General features: G+C 66.4%; 12 protein-coding genes. 10 read left to right on the top strand and 2 right to left on the bottom strand.

Going from position 1 to position 13393, the window contains the following annotated elements:
• Window positions 1-3: 3 nt before the first annotated feature.
• Both AB4Z16_RS02315 and AB4Z16_RS02310 read right to left on the bottom strand, forming a co-directional pair.
• Window positions 4-1170 carry an acyl-CoA dehydrogenase family protein gene (locus AB4Z16_RS02315; protein WP_441509701.1) on the bottom strand — a complete coding sequence of 389 codons (1167 nt, stop codon included), beginning with the start codon at window positions 1168-1170 and terminating at the stop codon, window positions 4-6.
• Window positions 1171-1180: 10 nt separating this feature from the next.
• Window positions 1181-2404, bottom strand: a complete 1224-nt coding sequence (locus tag AB4Z16_RS02310) for a CaiB/BaiF CoA transferase family protein (RefSeq protein WP_441509700.1) — start codon at window positions 2402-2404, stop codon at window positions 1181-1183.
• 262 nt (window positions 2405-2666) lie between these two features.
• On the opposite strand from AB4Z16_RS02310, the gene AB4Z16_RS02305 reads away from it, so the two are divergent.
• From AB4Z16_RS02305 to AB4Z16_RS02260, 10 genes are all read left to right on the top strand, one after another.
• On the top strand, window positions 2667-4190 hold the full coding sequence (locus AB4Z16_RS02305) for an aldehyde dehydrogenase (protein WP_441509699.1): 1524 nt from the start codon (window positions 2667-2669) through the stop codon (window positions 4188-4190).
• Between the two features lie 20 nt (window positions 4191-4210).
• Window positions 4211-4981 carry an SDR family NAD(P)-dependent oxidoreductase gene (locus AB4Z16_RS02300; protein WP_441509698.1) on the top strand — a complete coding sequence of 257 codons (771 nt, stop codon included), beginning with the start codon at window positions 4211-4213 and terminating at the stop codon, window positions 4979-4981.
• Window positions 4982-4997: 16 nt separating this feature from the next.
• The gene (locus AB4Z16_RS02295; RefSeq protein ID WP_441509697.1) at window positions 4998-6050 is read left to right on the top strand and encodes an alcohol dehydrogenase; all 1053 of its coding nucleotides are present in this window, start codon (window positions 4998-5000) and stop codon (window positions 6048-6050) included.
• A 68-nt stretch (window positions 6051-6118) separates the two neighbouring features.
• Window positions 6119-7339: an ABC transporter substrate-binding protein gene (locus AB4Z16_RS02290; RefSeq protein ID WP_441509696.1), complete on the top strand. Its 1221-nt coding sequence runs from the start codon at window positions 6119-6121 to the stop codon at window positions 7337-7339.
• A 67-nt stretch (window positions 7340-7406) separates the two neighbouring features.
• A complete protein-coding gene (locus tag AB4Z16_RS02285) occupies window positions 7407-8282 on the top strand; it encodes a branched-chain amino acid ABC transporter permease (RefSeq protein ID WP_441509695.1) in 876 nt (291 codons plus the stop codon).
• Complete coding sequence (locus AB4Z16_RS02280) at window positions 8282-9292, top strand: branched-chain amino acid ABC transporter permease (protein ID WP_441509694.1); 1011 nt, start codon at window positions 8282-8284, stop codon at window positions 9290-9292. Before AB4Z16_RS02285 ends, AB4Z16_RS02280 begins: the two co-directional genes overlap by 1 nt.
• Window positions 9289-10020 carry an ABC transporter ATP-binding protein gene (locus tag AB4Z16_RS02275; protein ID WP_441509693.1) on the top strand — a complete coding sequence of 244 codons (732 nt, stop codon included), beginning with the start codon at window positions 9289-9291 and terminating at the stop codon, window positions 10018-10020. The genes AB4Z16_RS02280 and AB4Z16_RS02275 overlap by 4 nt, the downstream gene beginning before the upstream one ends.
• A complete protein-coding gene (locus AB4Z16_RS02270) occupies window positions 10017-10727 on the top strand; it encodes an ABC transporter ATP-binding protein (RefSeq protein ID WP_441509692.1) in 711 nt (236 codons plus the stop codon). The genes AB4Z16_RS02275 and AB4Z16_RS02270 overlap by 4 nt, the downstream gene beginning before the upstream one ends.
• A 3-nt stretch (window positions 10728-10730) precedes the next feature.
• Window positions 10731-12257, top strand: coding sequence for an AMP-binding protein (locus AB4Z16_RS02265; RefSeq protein ID WP_441509691.1), 1527 nt, complete (start codon window positions 10731-10733; stop codon window positions 12255-12257).
• A gap of 62 nt (window positions 12258-12319) precedes the next feature.
• Window positions 12320-13351: a TRAP transporter substrate-binding protein gene (locus AB4Z16_RS02260; RefSeq protein WP_441509690.1), complete on the top strand. Its 1032-nt coding sequence runs from the start codon at window positions 12320-12322 to the stop codon at window positions 13349-13351.
• The last annotated feature ends 42 nt before the right edge of the window (window positions 13352-13393 follow it).

Genomic DNA, 13393 nt, shown 5'->3' with positions numbered 1-13393 from the left:
CGCTCAATACGATTTGGGCAGGCCGAGCACCTTCTCGGCGATGAAGCACAGAACGAGCTGCGGGCTGATCGGCGCGATACGCGGGATCATCACCTCGCGCAGATAGCGCTCGACATGGAACTCCTTGGCATAGCCGAAGCCGCCATGGGTCATCACCGCCTGCTGGCAGGCATCGAAGCCGGCTTCGCCGGCGAGGTATTTGGCGGCGTTGGCGCTGGCGCCGCAGGGCAGGCCGGAATCATATTCCCAGGCCGCGCGCATCACCATTAGCCAGGCCGCTTCGAGCTGCATCCAGTTGCGGGCGAGCGGGTGCTGGATCGCCTGGTTCTGACCGATCGGACGATTGAAGACGACGCGCTCCTTCGCATAGGCCGTCGCCCGCGAAAGCGCGAGCTGGCCGAGGCCGATCGCCTCGGCGGCGATCAGCACGCGCTCGGGATTCATGCCGTGCAGGATGTATTCGAAGCCGCGGCCCTCCTCGCCGATACGATCCTCGACCGGAATCTCGAAGCCCTCGATGAAGAGTTCGTTCGAGTCCACGACCTTGCGGCCCATCTTCTCGATCTCGTGCACCTTGATCCGGCTGCGATCGAAATCGGTGTAGAACAGGCTGAGGCCATGGGTCGGCTTCTTCACCTCCTCCAAAGGAGAGGTCCGGGCCAGCAGCAGGATCTTGTCGGCGACCTGCGCGGTCGAGATCCAGACCTTCTGGCCGTCGACGACATAGCGATCGCCCTTGCGGACGGCGCGCGTCTTGAGCTGCGTCGTGTTGAGGCCGGTATTGGGCTCGGTCACGGCGAAGCAGGCTTTCTCCTTGCCCTGCACCATCGGCGGCAGCATGCGCCGCTTCTGCTCCTCGGTGCCGTTCACCAGGACCGGGTTGAGTCCGAAGATGTTGATGTGCAGGCAGGAAGCGCCCGACATGCCGGCGCCGGATTCGGCGATGGCACGCATCATGATCGCCGCTTCGGTGATCCCCAGCCCCGAACCGCCGTATTCCTCGGGGATGCAGATGCCGAGCCAGCCAGCCTCTGCGAAAGCCGAATAGAAATCCTGCGGAAACCCTCCCTCGCGGTCGCGCTTCAGCCAGTAGTCGTCGCCGAAGCGTTTGCAGATCGCGGAGATCGCCTCGCGGATCGCTTCCTGGTCGTCACTCAGTCTGAAATCCATCGGGTCGTCCTCAATTTTCCGCCATGTCCGGGGTGCGTTCCGTGACGAGCAGAGCCCTCTGCATGGCGAGCTTGTTGATCTCGCCGTCCGAAAAGCCCGCCTCGCGCAGGATTGCGACGCCGTCCTCGCCCTTGTGAGGGGGCAAACGCGTGATCTCCGATGGCGTGCGGGACCATGTCGTGGCGAGGCGCATCATGCGCAGGCGCCCTTCGGTCGCATGGTCGACAGGCTGAAAGAAGCCGGTTTGCACGAGGTGCGGGTCGTTGAGCACGCTGTCGAAATCATGCATCGGCATCGACGGGATGTCGGCACTCTCGAGCAGCTCCAGCCATTCCGCCGTGCCGCGCTGCGTGAAGATGCGCCCGAGCTCGCCATAGACATGGTCGATATTCGCGATGCGGTTGGCGAAATTCGCAAAGCGCGGATCGCGCTGTGGCAGATCCGCCTGGCCGATGGCATCGAGGAAGCTCGCCCATTGCTTGTCGGTATAGATCAGGGCGCAGACATAGCCGTCGCAGGTCCGGTACGGGCGCCGCTCCGGTGAAAGCTGGCGTCCGTAACCCCCGCCGCCGATCGGCGGCTCGAAGGTCAGGCCGCCGAGGTGGTCGCCCAGCACGAAGCCGACCATCGTCTCGAACATCGGTATATCGACTTGCTGACCCATGCCGGTGCGGTCGCGATTGACCAGCGTGGCGCAGATCGCGCCGACAGCGGCGAGCCCGACCACACGGTCGGCGATGGCGGAGGGAACGTAGCCCGGCGTGCCGTCGCCCGCCTTCGCGATCAACGACGACATCACCGAAGCGCCCTGGATCAGGTCGTCATAGGCCGGCTTGGCAGCATAAGGGCCGCCCTGGCCGAAGCCGAAGAGGCCGGCATAGACGAGGCGCGGATTGAGGGCCGCCAGCGTCTCGTAGCCAAGCCCCAACCGCCGCATCGCCTGGGGGCGGATATTGTAAGCCAATACATCAGCGTCGGCCGCCAGCCGGAGCAGGGCCTCCCGGCCAGCGTCCTGCTTGAGATCGAGGCAGATGCTGCGCTTGTTCCTGTTGGCGTTGAGATAGATCGCGCCCATCCCCGGATTGCGCGAGGGGGCGATCTGCCGCGTGACGTCCCCGTCGGGGGCTTCGACCTTGATGACGTCGGCTCCCATGTCGCCCAGCATCTGAGTCGCATAGGGACCCATCAGAACCGACGTCATGTCGATGATCTTGATGCCTTCGAGCGGACCCATGCCTCATCCTTTCCGAGCTTCGACGGCTCGCTTTAAATTCATATACAGAGATTTATTATTCATGAAAGTCAAAATTTCTGCTGCATCGCAGCGACGATTTGTTGCGATGCAAGGTCAATTTCTACGGAGTCGAACGTGTAATAATTATTGAATATCAACATGATAACTCCAGAGATGCGCTTTTCGGTGCCTCGCGCAACTAGTTGACACTTTAATTCATGGATGTGTACATATTCGTCAAGCCCATGAACAGGAGGCGCTCGTGACCGTCGCGTTGAACTCCGGACTGCGCCCGCATACGCAGGAGGGTTCCCTGCGCCGCTACGATCGCCTCTTCATCGGCGGGGAATGGGTCGCGCCGCTGGATGGCGGGCTCGTCGAAAGCATCGATCCGGCGACGGGGCTGCCCTGGGCCGAGGTCGCGTTCGGCGGACCGTGCGATATCGATCGCGCCGTCGCGGCGGCGCGCGAAGCCTTCGAGGGGCCGTGGCGCCGCATGCCCGGCTGGGAACGCGCGGCACTGCTGCGGCGCCTAGCCGACCTCTACCGCGACTTCGCCGGCGAGATGGCGGTGCTGGAATCGCGGGATTCCGGCCGCGCCATCCGCGAAGCGCGCAGCGATGTCGGCGCACACCACCACTGGTACCAGTGGTTCGCGTCGCTCGCCGACAAGATTTCCGGCCGCACCATTCCGATGGACGACTCGGTGCATTGCTTCACCACCCGCGTACCGGTCGGCGTGGTCGGTGCGATCACGCCTTGGAACGCGCCGATGCTGACGACGACCTGGAAGGTCGCGCCGGCTCTCGCCGCCGGCTGCACCATCGTGCTGAAGCCGGCCGAGCAAACACCTGTCACGGCCTTGGAGCTCGCGGGGCTGATCGAGAAAGCCGGCTTCCCGCCGGGCGTCTTCAATGTCGTACCGGGCAATGGGCACGATGCCGGCGCCCATCTCGTCGCCCATCCGGGCGTCGACAAGATCGCTTTCACCGGCGAGGGCCGCACGGCCAAGACGATCCTGCGCAACGGCGCCGAGAATCTGAAGCGCTTCTCCTTCGAGCTCGGCGGCAAGGCGCCTCATATCATCTTCGCCGATGCTGATGTCGAGCAGGCCGTCAACGCGGCGACATCATCGGCTTGGGCGGTCTGCGGCCAGAGTTGCGCGCTCGGCTCGCGCGTGCTCGTGGAGCGACCGATCTACGACCGAGTCGTCGGCGCCTTCGCCGAGCGCGCCACGAAGGTCCGCGTCGGCATGCCGCTCGAGGAGACCACGCATATGGGCCCGCAGGCCCATGTCGAGCAACTCGACAAGACACTGTCCTATATCGACATCGGCAAGTCCGAGGGGGCCGAGCTAGTTGCCGGCGGCAAGCGGCTGTCCGACGGCGCGCTGGCGAAAGGCTTCTTCGTCGCCCCGACGGTCTTCGCCAATGTCGCCAACGACATGCGGATCGCCCGCGAGGAAATCTTCGGACCCGTCGCCTCGCTCATCCCCTTCTCCGGCGAGGAAGAGGCGGTCGAGATCGCCAACGACACGACCTATGGGCTGACCGCCGGCCTCTGGACCAGCGATGTCGGGCGGGCGCACCGCGTCTCCGCGCGCATCCAGGCCGGCATCGTCTGGGTCAACACCTACCGCTACATCCGCTGGTCGACGCCCTATGGCGGCTTCAAGGGCAGCGGCTGGGGGCGCGAGAACGGGCTCGAAGCGCTCGACAACTTCCTGGAAACGCGGACCACGGTCGTCAGCACGACCGGCCAGTTCCCGGATGCCTACGCACAATAGAACAGCCGGAGGAAACGACCATGCGTCTTGCGGGCAAGCTTGCCGTCATCACCGCGGCGGCATCGGGGATGGGGAAGGCCGGGGTCGAGCTGTTCCTGCGCGAAGGCGCCAAGGTCGTCGCGATCGACGTCGACGCCGAGGCCCTGGCGCGCCTCGCCACGGAAGCGAAGGCGAGAGGCCAAAACGTCGAGACGCTGCAGGCGGACCTCTCCCGACAGGAGGTGATGCGCTCCTCCGTTCACGAGGCGGCGGCGCGCCTTGGCGGCATCGACGTCATGTGGGCGCATGCCGGCATTCCCGGCCCCGCCGGTATCGAGGACCTCGATCTGTCGGCCTATGACCGGGCAATGGCGCTGAACATCGATTCGGCAGCGCTCGCCGCCGGCGAGGTCATCAAGCACATGCGCAAGCGCGGAGGCGGCTCGCTGATCTTCACGGCGTCGGTCTCGGGGCTCGTCGGCTCGATGTTCAGCCCGGTCTATTCGGCGGCCAAGTTCGCCGTCGTCGGGTTGACCAAGTCGCTGTCGCAGACATTCGCACCCGACAAGGTCCGCGTGAACGTGATCTGCCCGGGCCTCACCGATACGCCGATGGCGTTCAACTTCACCAGCCGCTCGGGCGATCCGGCCGAGGCGGCCGCGAACGAGAAGAAGCTGCTCGCAGCCGTGCCCCTCGGACGGCTCTGCCGCCCGGACGAGATCGCCCATGCCGCGCTCTGGCTGGCATCCGACGACGCGTCCTTCGTCAGCGGCGTGGCCCTGCCGGTCGACGGCGGCTTCACGGCCCGCTGAGCGCAAGGGGGACAGCATGCGCTTCTTCTGCATCGAAGAGTTCGGCGCTCCGCTCGCCGCCGGCGAGAAGCCCCAGCCGGTCCCGACTGGTCGCGAGATCGTCATCCGGGTCAAGGCGGCAGGCGTCTGCCACAGCGACATCCATCTCTGGGAAGGCGGCTACGATCTCGGCTCCGGGCGCAAGCTCTCGCTCCGAGACCGCGGCGTGGCACTGCCGATCACCATGGGCCACGAGACGGTCGGAGAGGTTGTCGCTCTCGGGCCGGACGCCGAGGGCGTCGTGCTGGGCGAACGATGCCTGGCCTATCCCTGGATCGGCTGCGGTCAGTGCCAGACTTGCCGGGACGGTTTCGAGAACTACTGCGCCAAGGCCGGCTATCTCGGTGTCCACCGCGACGGCGGCTATGCCGAATATTTGCGCGTGCCGGATGCCCGCTATCTCCTGCCAATCGGCGATCTGGACCCTGCGCAGGTGGCTCCGCTCGCCTGTTCCGGCGTCACCACCTACAGCGCACTCAGAAAGCTCGGCGACCAGATCGAGCGCCAGCCCGTCCTGGTGATTGGCGCCGGCGGCCTGGGGATGATGTGCATCCAGATCCTGCGCGCCCTCGGCGGCGTCGGCGCCGTTCTCGTCGATCTAGACCCTGCCAAGCGGCGCTCGGCCCTGGAAGCGGGAGCGCTCGCGGCCATCGACGGCGCCTCGCCCGATGCCCTGGCACAGATCGCCGAGGCCGTCGGTGGCTCCGCCCAGTCCGTGATCGACCTCGTCGGGAACGAGACATCGGCCGCGCTGGGTTTCGATGCCCTCGCCAAGGGCGGGACGATGGTGATCGTGGGGTTGTTCGGAGGCACGGCACCCTGGTCGCTGCCGCTCATCCCGATGAAGGCCGCCCGCATACAGGGCAGCCTGGTCGGCAACCTCGCCGAACTACGCGAGCTCCTCGCGCTGGCCCGCGCCGGCAAGATTTCACCGATTCCGGTGACGCGGCTGCCGCTCGAGAACGCCAACGAGGCTCTGATCGGTCTTCGCGAGGGCCGCTTCGTCGGCCGTGCGGTGCTGTGCCCATGAGCTGAACAACCAGAACGGCAACGGGCGGAAGAATCCGTCGCCGCATTCATCAGGGAGGGAAGGCAACCATGACGAAATCAGGAATCGACCGCAGGCAGACGCTGCTGATGGGGGCGGCGATAGCCATGCCGGCCATCATTCCGTCCCGCGGCCATGCCGCGACGGACGCGCTGAAGATCGGCGTGCTGGTGCCCACCACCGGCGTTCACGCCTCGGACGGCATCCGCATGCTCAAGGCGCATCAGCTCGCCGCCAAGATGATCAACGACGCGGGCGGCCTGAAATCGCTCGGAGGCGCCAAGGTCGAGCTGCTGGTCACCGACATCCAGTCGAAGCCCGAGGTCTCGCGGGCCGAGGCGGAGCGGTTGATCAGCCGCGAACGGGTGAGCGCGCTGACCGGCGCCTGGGCCTCGGCGACGACCATTCCCGCCGCGCAGATCGCCGAGCGCAACCGCACGCCCTTCATGATCACCAGCGCGGTCAATGACGCCTTGACCGAACAGGGCATGAAATACGTCTTCCGGACGGCGGTGAAGGCGAAATGGTTCGGCGGCTATATCGCCGATTTCCTCGACTACCAGAAATCGAAGGGTATTTCGGTCGGCAAGATCGCGCTCGCAACCGAAGACGGGCCCGCCGGCCAGGCGGTGCGCAGCAACTACACCTCGGTCATGCCCGGACGCGGTTATCCGATCCTGACGGACGAGACCTTCCGCACCGGCACTCCCGATTTCAGCACCATCGCCACCAAGCTGCGCACCAGTGGGGCCGAAGGGCTGCTGACCTGCGCCTATGCCGAGGATTCGACGGTATTACTGCGCGCCCTGGCGGCCCAGAATTTCCGGCCGCTCTATGTCGGCTTCGGCGGCGCGCATGTGAACCAGACGGTGCTTGCCGCCGGCAAGCCGAGCGACCGGACCTTCGGCGTCGTCGAATGGTCGCCCGACCTGAACAAGCCCGCGAGCCTGGCCTTCGTCAAGGCCTTCGCAGAAGCTCATCCGGGTGAGACGCCGCTCAGCAACCAGGCCCAGGCCTTTGTCGCGACCTACGCGCTGGCACTCGCCGCAGATGCCGCCAAATCGACCGACCGCAACGCGATTCGCGAAGCACTGACCACGCTGAAGATCACGGACGGGCCCGCCGCGGTGCTGCCGGCCCCCGTTCTCTCCTTCGACGAGCAGGGGCAGTCGCCGGCTACCTGCGTCATCGTCCAGGCCATCGACGGCAAGTTCGTTACCGTCTGGCCCGAAGCCGTCGCCGTCCGTCCGCCAGAACCCATCAAGGGCTGACCGGCCGACCCGTCACAAGCCGCCGCGCCAGTGCCACAAGGCGATCGCGCGGCGCATGAGGAGCCGCATGTCGACGACCATATTTCTCCAGGCCCTGCTCAGCGGGCTCACGAACGGGGCGATCTATGCGCTCGTCGCCGTGGGGTTGACGCTGGTCTTCGGGGTCATGCGCATCGTCAACTTCGCCCATGGCGAGTTCCTGATGCTCGCCATGTATGGCGGCTACCTCGCCTTCACCTTCCTGGGGATCGACCCGATCCTGGCCGTCTTCCTGGTCGCTCCGGTGTTGATGCTGATGGGCTATCTGCTTTTCGGCGGCCTGATCCGCCCTGCGCTCAAGGTGCCGGAAATCAATCAGATGGCGGTCACGCTCGGCCTGTCGCTGTTGTTGCAATACCTCGCGCTCGTCGTCTTCAAGGCCGACAACCTGCTGGTGACGCAGGAGCGGTCCACCGCGAGCATCTGGCTCGGCCCCGTGCTGATCCAGATGCCGCAGGCGATCGCCGCGCTCGCCTCCGTCACCCTGCTCGGACTGTTCTACGTCGTCCTGCGCAAGACTGATCTCGGCCTGATTATGCGCGTCGTCTCGCAGTCGCGCGACGGCGCCGCGCTATCCGGCATCGATATCGGCGGCACCTATCGCTGGGCGATGGCGATCGGCCTCGGCACGCTCGGCGTAGCCGGACCGCTGATGGTCTCGGCGCTCTACGTCAATCCGCATGTCGGCCAGCTCTTCACGCTGAAGGCCTTCGTCATCGTCATCGTCGGCGGCATGGGCTCCTTCGGCGGCGTCCTGATCGGAGCGCTGCTGGTCGGCATCGCCGAGAGTATCGCCGCGTCCTGGCTGACGGCGTCGGTCGCAGCCGCCGTGCCCTTCGCGCTGTTGATTCTGGTCATGCTGCTGCGGCCGGAAGGCCTCGTCCCGGCCGGAGGGTCGCGCTGATGCTCCGCCGCTTCCTTCCGGCGCTGGTGCCGACGCTGCTTGCGATCGCCGGGTTCGGCGTCAGCCTCACCGACCCGTATTTCATGGAAATCTTCATCATGGTCGGGCTGATCGGCACCGTAGCGGTCGCCTGGAATCTGATGGCGGGCTTCACCGGTCTGGTCTCGCTCGGTCATTCGCTGTTTTTCGGCATCGGTGCCTACACCGTCGCCTTTGGCCAGGTCGGCTTCGGGCTCGGACCGCTCGCGACCTGGCCCATCGGCGTGCTGCTGGCGGTCGCGAGCGCGCTCTTCATTGGCCTGCTCTGCTTCCGCTACGGATTGCGGGGCTATTTCTTCTCGATCGCCACGCTCGCCTTCAGCGAGGTGGCGTTCCTGCTCGTCTCGGCCACGCTCTGGCTCGGCCGGTCGGACGGCATGATGCTGCCCTCTTCATCCGAAACGCTGCGCTATCTGCAATTCGATCACAAGTGGCCCTATGGACTGATCGTCGTCACCTTTCTCGCCGTGACGCTTTTCCTCTCCCAGGCATTCCTGACGGCCCGGCCAGGCTATTACTGGCGTGCCTTGCGCGACAACGAAGGAGCGGCCGAAGCGCTCGGCGTGCCGGCGATGCGTTACAAGCTGCTGGTCTTCGCACTCAGCGCCGCGCTGACCGCGCTGGGCGGCGCAATCTTCGCCAACACCTTCGCCTTCGTCGATCCGCGCTCGACGCTCGGCGTCGAACTCTCGATCCAGCTCTTGGTCTTCGGCATCATCGGCGGCCTCGGCCTGCTCTGGGGGCCGTTGCTCGGCGCCGCCCTGCTGATCCCGGCCGGCGAGCTGCTCCGGACCTATCTCGGCTCCAGCTTCCATGGCGTCAACATCGTCGCCTATGCACTGCTGATGATCGTGCTGGCGCTGGTGCTGCCGCAGGGGCTCGGAGGTGTGCTGAACGCGCGGCTCCGGCGAGTCCTTCCAAGGAAGCGCGGCTCCGCAGGGGATTCGCTCGCCATGGAGGGCGCATCGTGAGCGCCCAGCAGCCATTGCTTGCCGTCACCGGGCTCGGCAAGTCGTTCGGCGGGCTGAAGGCGGTGTCCGATGTCAGCTTCGCAGTGATGCCCGGCGAGATCTTCGGCATCATCGGGCCGAACGGCGCCGGCAAGACGACCCTGTTCAACTGCCTGTCGGGCCTGCTCCCGCTGTCCGCCGGCACGGTGCATCTCGACGGGCGTCGCATCGACGGCCTGCGCTCGCACGAGATCTGCCGGCTCGGCCTCGCCCGGACGTTCCAGATCGTGCGCCCCTTCCACGGCATGACCGTTCTGGAGAACGTCAAGGTCGCCGCCTTCGCTCGCCACCAGGCATCCGCCGCCGCCGAACAGCACGCGCGGCTCGCGCTGGCGCGGGTCGGCATGACGCATCTGGCCGATCTCGACGCCGAGCGGCTCAGTGTCGCCGAGATGCGTCGTCTCGAGATCGCGCGCGCCGTCGCAACGGAACCGCGCCTGCTGCTGCTCGACGAAATGCTGGCGGGCCTCACCGCGACGGAGGCGGCCGCGCTCTGCGAACAGATCCGGCGGATCAACGCGGAGGGGATCACCATCATGATGGTCGAGCATTCCGTGCCGATCATCAGCGAGCTCTGCGGAAACGCGATCGTGCTCAATTTCGGCGAGATGCTCGCCAGCGGCGCCACCCGCGCGGTGCTGGCCGATGTCCAGGTGCAGGAAGCTTATCTCGGGAGCGCCGTGTCGTGAGTCGCCTCGTCCTGCAAGGCGTCGCCGCCGGATACGGCAAGGCCAATGTCATCCGCGGCATCGACCTGACCATCGAAAGCGGCCGGCGCGTCGCGCTGATCGGCTCCAACGGCGCCGGGAAAAGCACGATCGTCAAGGCGATCAACGGCCTGCTGCCCACGCGCGCCGGAACGATCGCCTGGGACGACGGCGTCCTCGGCACGATGAAGGCGTCCGACCGGACGCGGGCCGGCATCGGCACCGTGCCGGAGGGGCGGATGCTGTTCCCCGACTGCACGGTGAAGGAGAACCTCGTCGCCGCCAGCACCTTCGGACATGCGAAGGAACATCGCGAACAGGGGCTCGATCGGGTCTACGGGCTGTTCCCGCGCCTGCGCGAACGCTCCAGCCAGCGCACCGGCACACTCTCCGGCGGCGAGCAGCAGATGGTCGCGATCGGCCGGGCGCTGATGACGCGGCCGCGCCTGCTCGTCCTCGACGAACCCTCGATCGGCCTCGCCCCCAAGGTCGTCGCGGAGATCTTCGAGGTCCTGAGCACGCTCACCCGGGAGGGGCTCAGCCTGCTTCTGGTCGAGCAGAACGTCCAGCTCAGCCTGCGCTCGGTCGACGACGGCTATGTGTTGCGCCAGGGCGAGATCGTACTGCGCGGAGAAGCGGCCGAGCTGCTGGCCGATCCTCAGGTTCGCGCGGCCTATCTGGGGCAATGACGCATGAACATCGCATCTCTCCTCGGCCGCGCCGCCAAGCTGACACCCGGGCGCATCGCCGTCTTCGACGGCACCGCGCCGGTCTGGAGCTATGCGGCATGGGGCTCGCTGGCGGCACGGCTCGCGGGAGGGCTCGTCGAAAATCACGGCCTGAGGCCCGGAGACCGGGTCGCGCTGGTCATGCGCAACTGCCCGGACTATCTGGCGCTGCTCTTCGCCTGCTGGCGAGCCGGGCTCGTCTGCGTGCCGGTGAACGCGAAGCTCCATGCCAGGGAGATCGCGCATATCCTCGACGATTCTGCTGCGGCCCTCGTCTTCGTCACTGCGGATCTCGCCGGCACGGTTTCGGAAGCGCTGGACTTCATACAGCAGCGCCAGCCCCCGGTCGTCGCCATTGGCAGCCGGGATCATCGCGCGCTCGCGCAGTCGGATGAAGCAGCCGAGCGCGATGTCGCCGCCGGAGATCCGGCCTGGCTGTTTTACACCAGCGGCACGACAGGGCGCTCGAAAGGGGCGGTATTGACCCACCGCAACCTGCGGGCGATGACGCTGGGCTATCTAGCGGAGGTGGATACGGTTTCACCGGGAGACTGCATCCTGCACCCGGCGCCGCTCTCGCATGGCTCGGGCCTCTATGCCCTGCCGCATGTCGCCGGCATGGCCGCCCAGGTGGTACCCGAGAGCGGCCGGTTCGACCCGGCCGAACTCGCGTCGTTGCTGCGCAGCCATCGGGGCTGCGCCTTCTTCGCCGCGCCGACGATCGTGACCCGCCTGATGAGTGCCGGCGTCATCGGTGATGCCGAGCATGCGGGCCTGAAGACGATCATCTATGGCGGCGGTCCGATGTATGTGGAGGACAGCCGGCATGCGCTCGAGGTCTTCGGCCAGCGCCTCGTCCAGATCTACGGGCAGGGCGAAAGCCCGATGACAATCACGGTGCTGCCGCGCAGCCTCCACGAGGATGTGGGCGACGGTATGCTCGATCACCGGCTCGGCTCCGTCGGCTACGCACAGGCCATCGTCTCTCTGCGGGTCGCCGGCGGCGACGGCGCGACCCTGCCTGCGGGCGAGATCGGCGAGGTGCTGGTCCGCGGCGACAGCGTCATGAGCGGATACTGGAACAATCCGGAGGCGACCGCGGCGGCGCTGCGCGACGGCTGGCTCCATACCGGAGATCTCGGTTCGCTCGACGAGCATGGCCTGCTGACGCTGAAGGACCGTTCCAAGGACGTGATCATCTCCGGCGGCGTGAACATCTATCCGCGCGAGGTCGAGGAGGTGCTGCTCCTGCACCCGGCCGTCGCGGAAGTCGCGGTCTTCGGGCGCCGGCACCCGGATTGGGGCGAGGAGGTCGTTGCGGCGCTCAGCCTGCATGAAGGCGCCTCCGTCGCCACTGCGGAGCTGGACGCCCTATGCGGGGCACACATTGCTCGCTTCAAGAAGCCCAAGCACTACCGCTTCTTCGACGCCCTGCCGAAGAACTCCTACGGCAAGATCCTGAAGACGGAGCTGCGCCGGCAGGCCGATTGAACCCACCCACCTCAAGAGCGCGGCTGCAACGCGCCTTCCATTCGAGACGGAGGAAAAAAAACATGAACAGGTCCCTGACGGCGGCGTGCGTTGCCGCGACCGCGCTCGGCGTGCTGAGCGCTTCCGCCAAGGCGGAAACCCGCAAGCTGCGCGTGGCGGATTCCTTCCCCGCCGGTCATTACCTCGTGAAGCTGATCATTCAGCCCTGGATGGCTGAGGTCACCAAGCGCACGAACGGAGGCATCACTTTCGACTATTTCCCGAGCCAGCAGATCGGCAAGGCGGCCGACATGCTGAAGCTGACCCAGACCGGTGTCGTCGATATCGGCTATGTCGCGCCGGCCTATGTCTCCGACAAGATGGTCGCCTCCGAGGTCGCGATGCTGCCGGGCGGCTTCACCACGGCGTGCGAGGGCACGAAAGCCTATCTGGAAACGGCACGCAAAGGGCTCGTCGCGGCCGAGGACTACGCGCCCAACAAGATCAAGCTGCTGCTCGCCGTCGCCTTGCCGCCTTATCAGATCCTGACGGTGAAGGCGCCTGTGGCATCCGATGCGGACCTGAAAGGTCTGAAGCTGCGCACGACGGGCGGTGCGCAGGATCTGACCCTGCGCAGCATCGGTGCGACGCCGGTACGCATGGCCGCGCCCGACACCTACGAGTCGCTCTCCCGCGGCACGCTCGATGGCGTTCTGTTCCCGCTCGACAGCGTGATCTCCTACAACGTCGACAAGCTGGTGAAGTATTCGACCGAAGGCGAGAATTTCGGCAGCTTCATCGTGGCCTATTCGATCAGCGACGCGGCCTGGAACAAGCTCGCGCCCGAGACCCAGAAGGCCATGGCCGAGGCAGCGGACGCGGTCAACAAGAGCGCCTGCGCCGAGGTCGACCGCCAGGACGACGAGACCCGGCAGAAGCTGAAGACATCCGGCGTCACCTTCGCCCCGCTGCCGGCAGCGATGCATACCGGCATCGCTGGCAAGCTCAGCGCCGTCGGCGACGAATGGGCCCGGGGTCTCGATGGGCGCGGCAAGAAGGGCAGCGAGGTGCTCAGAGAGTTCCGGGCCCTTCTGAAGAAGCAGGCCGGCGGCTGACCCGCCGCGCACGGTGCGGAGAAGCCCACACCGTCCGCCTTC

Origin of the sequence: Allobosea sp. TAF32 (assembly GCF_052113585.1) — a bacterium.
GTDB lineage: Bacteria > Pseudomonadota > Alphaproteobacteria > Rhizobiales > Beijerinckiaceae > Allobosea.
The sequence above is the reverse complement of the archived record's forward strand: the minus strand, read 5'-3'. Positions and strand labels throughout refer to the sequence as shown.

Bases quoted from the DNA above. Each gene is read 5' to 3' on its own strand.
- AB4Z16_RS02295 (WP_441509697.1), top strand. From the start codon at position 4,998: ATGCGCTTCTTCTGCATCGAAGAGTTCGGCGCTCCGCTCGCCGCCGGC.
- AB4Z16_RS02300 (WP_441509698.1), top strand. From the start codon at position 4,211: ATGCGTCTTGCGGGCAAGCTTGCCGTCATCACCGCGGCGGCATCGGGG.
- AB4Z16_RS02260 (WP_441509690.1), top strand. From the start codon at position 12,320: ATGAACAGGTCCCTGACGGCGGCGTGCGTTGCCGCGACCGCGCTCGGC.
- AB4Z16_RS02285 (WP_441509695.1), top strand. From the start codon at position 7,407: ATGTCGACGACCATATTTCTCCAGGCCCTGCTCAGCGGGCTCACGAAC.
- AB4Z16_RS02265 (WP_441509691.1), top strand. From the start codon at position 10,731: ATGAACATCGCATCTCTCCTCGGCCGCGCCGCCAAGCTGACACCCGGG.
- AB4Z16_RS02315 (WP_441509701.1), bottom strand. From the start codon at position 1,170: ATGGATTTCAGACTGAGTGACGACCAGGAAGCGATCCGCGAGGCGATC.
- AB4Z16_RS02310 (WP_441509700.1), bottom strand. From the start codon at position 2,404: ATGGGTCCGCTCGAAGGCATCAAGATCATCGACATGACGTCGGTTCTG.
- AB4Z16_RS02290 (WP_441509696.1), top strand. From the start codon at position 6,119: ATGACGAAATCAGGAATCGACCGCAGGCAGACGCTGCTGATGGGGGCG.
- AB4Z16_RS02280 (WP_441509694.1), top strand. From the start codon at position 8,282: ATGCTCCGCCGCTTCCTTCCGGCGCTGGTGCCGACGCTGCTTGCGATC.